At 57.4% G+C, this 2,683-nt stretch carries 2 protein-coding genes and 1 tRNA gene; 2 read left to right on the plus strand and 1 reads right to left on the minus strand.

The window, feature by feature from the left end:
- The coding region (locus tag B2W52_RS14945; protein ID WP_286803674.1) for a malate synthase G at positions 1-1,358 on the plus strand (1,358 nt) is incomplete at its 5' end.
- Positions 1,359-1,444: 86 nt separating this feature from the next.
- Here B2W52_RS14945 and folD read toward each other — a convergent pair.
- Positions 1,445-2,302, minus strand: a complete 858-nt coding sequence (folD, locus tag B2W52_RS14950) for a bifunctional methylenetetrahydrofolate dehydrogenase/methenyltetrahydrofolate cyclohydrolase FolD (RefSeq protein WP_008174575.1) — start codon at positions 2,300-2,302, stop codon at positions 1,445-1,447.
- Between the two features lie 233 nt (positions 2,303-2,535).
- Here folD and B2W52_RS14955 point away from each other — a divergent pair.
- Positions 2,536-2,612: transfer RNA gene (locus tag B2W52_RS14955), tRNA-Pro, on the plus strand.
- The last annotated feature ends 71 nt before the right edge of the window (positions 2,613-2,683 follow it).

The following is a 2,683-nucleotide window of genomic DNA, read 5'->3' on the forward strand; positions in this document are numbered from 1 at the left end:
ACTCCGTGGCCGCTGTAGACGCTGACGACAAGGCGCTGGCCTATCGCAACTGGCTGGGCCTGATGAAGGGCGATCTGCAGGAAACCTTCGAGAAAGGTGGCGAGCAGTTGACCCGCAAGATGAATGCGGATCGCACCTACACCGCGGCAGATGGCAGCGAGCTGAGCCTGAAAGGCCGCAGCTTGATGTTTATCCGTAACGTCGGCCACCTGATGACCAACCCGGCCATCCTGCTGAAAGACGGTAACGAAGTGCCGGAAGGCCTGATGGACGGTCTGATCACCTCACTGATCGCCATTCACGACATGAAGGGCAATGGCAAGTTCCAGAACAGCACCAAAGGCTCCATGTATATCGTGAAGCCTAAGATGCACGGGCCGGAAGAAGTGGCATTCACCAACGAATTTTTCGGTCGTGTAGAGGATGCATTGAGCCTGCCGCGCTTCAGCCTGAAGGTCGGCATCATGGACGAGGAGCGTCGCACCACAGTTAACCTGAAAGCCTGTATCCATGCCGCGAAAGAGCGGGCTGTGTTTATTAACACCGGTTTCCTGGATCGCACCGGGGACGAGATACATACCTCCATGGAACTGGGTCCGTTTATCCGCAAGGGTGCGATGAAGCAGGCGACCTGGATCAATGCCTACGAGCAGTGGAACGTGGACATCGGCCTGGAAACCGGTTTCCGTGGCGTTGCCCAGATTGGTAAGGGCATGTGGGCCATGCCTGACCTGATGGCCGGCATGCTGGAAGCGAAAATCGGGCATCCGAAGGCCGGTGCGAACACTGCCTGGGTTCCATCTCCCACGGCGGCCACACTGCACGCCACTCACTACCATCAGGTAAGTGTGGCTGATGTCCAGAAGCAGCTGGAAAGCCGCACCCGCGCCGCGCTGGACGATATCCTGACAGTACCGGTGATGGATGATCCCGCTTCTTTGAGCGCCGAAGACATCCAGCAGGAGCTGGACAACAACGCCCAGGGTATCCTCGGTTACGTTGTGCGCTGGATCGATCAGGGCGTTGGCTGCTCCAAGGTGCCGGACATCAACGATGTCGGCCTGATGGAAGACCGTGCGACTCTGCGTATCGCCTCCCAGCTGCTGGCCAACTGGCTGCACCATGGTATCTGCTCTGAAGATCAGATCATGGAGACCATGAAGCGTATGGCAGCGGTAGTCGACAAGCAGAACGCCGGTGATTCGGCGTACCGCCCGATGGCCGGGAACTTCGATGACAGTGTCGCCTTCCAGGCAGCGCTGGATCTGGTTCTCAAGGGTCGCGAGCAGCCTAATGGCTACACCGAGCCGCTACTGCACGCTTACCGCCTGAAGGCGAAAGCCAAATACGGGCAGTAAGAGCTGCGAAATAAAAAACCCCGCTTCGGCGGGTTTTTTTGTGGCTGGAGGGAGCAGGGCAGCACCGTAATTCAGCGTGCCATTCCTCAGTCCTTGTGCAGCACGTTAGCCGCGTACAGGGTGTTCTGAAGCAGGGTGGCGATCGTCATGGGCCCGACACCGCCGGGAACCGGCGTGATGTAGGCGGCACGTTCAGAAGCGGCCTGGAAATCCACGTCGCCATGCAGTTTTCCGTCTTCCATCCTGTTGATGCCCACATCAATCACCGTGGCTCCCGGTTTTACCCAATCACCCTTTATGAGTCCAGGTTTGCCAACAGCGGCCACCAGAATGTCAGCCTCGCCTACAAACTTCTGCAGATCCGGTGTGAATCGGTGGCATACGGTGGTAGTGGCTCCTTTCAGGAGCAATTCCATGCTCATGGGGCGTCCTACGATGTTCGAGGCACCCACGATCACGGCGTGCTGGCCCTTGTAGGGAGTTTTGATGCTGTCTAGCAGGGTAATGATGCCTGCAGGTGTGCATGGGCGCAGAGTGGGTTTGCGCTGCATTAAACGGCCGATGTTGTAAGGGTGGAATCCGTCGACGTCTTTGTCCGGACGAATCTTGACCAGTATCGGATCTGCATCCAGGTGGTCGGGAAGCGGAAGCTGGACCAGGATGCCGTCGACTGCCGGGTTTTCGTTCAGCTCGTCAATCAAGGACTCCAGGGCTTCCTGAGAGGTGTCTTCCGGAAGGTCATAGGACAGGGAGAGAATTCCTGCCTGGTCGCAGGCTTTCCGCTTGTTGCCTACATATACATGCGATGCGGGATCGTCCCCGACCAGCACTACGGCCAGTCCTGGAGCGCGAAGTCCTTGCTGCCTGCGGGTTTCAACGCCGGCGGCGACCTGCTGTCTTACTTCGGCGGCAATTTCTTTTCCATTGATCAGTTTGGCGGTCATGTCTCGTCTTGTCGGTTGGGCATCGGTAAATTGGAGGCCCGACATTGTCTCATGCTTCGGTCGGAACTCCAATCAGGCGCTTGGTTAGCGGGGTTCAAGGGAACTTTTCAGTCGGCCTTCTGTCATTGAATCGACGATTGTTTCAGGGAATTTGGAAATGCGTGTTGACGGAGTCGTCCGGCGCCGGTAATATGCGCGCCAACTTTGCTGAGGCACTTGTTGTTCAGTTCAGACGGGGTATAGCGCAGTCTGGTAGCGCGCCTGCTTTGGGAGCAGGATGTCGGGAGTTCGAATCTCTCTACCCCGACCATTTTTCTGGATATTCAGGTGGGCGAACGGTCCAGCGCCCGTAGCTCAGCTGGATAGAGCATCCGCCTTCTA

It is taken from the genome of Marinobacter sp. UBA2498 (assembly GCF_002341575.1).
Lineage (GTDB): Bacteria > Pseudomonadota > Gammaproteobacteria > Pseudomonadales > Oleiphilaceae > Marinobacter > Marinobacter manganoxydans.

What these genes read in the sequence shown, in the direction of transcription:
- folD (WP_008174575.1), bottom strand. Translation starts at nt 2,302, where the DNA reads ATGACCGCCAAACTGATCAATGGAAAAGAAATTGCCGCCGAAGTAAGA.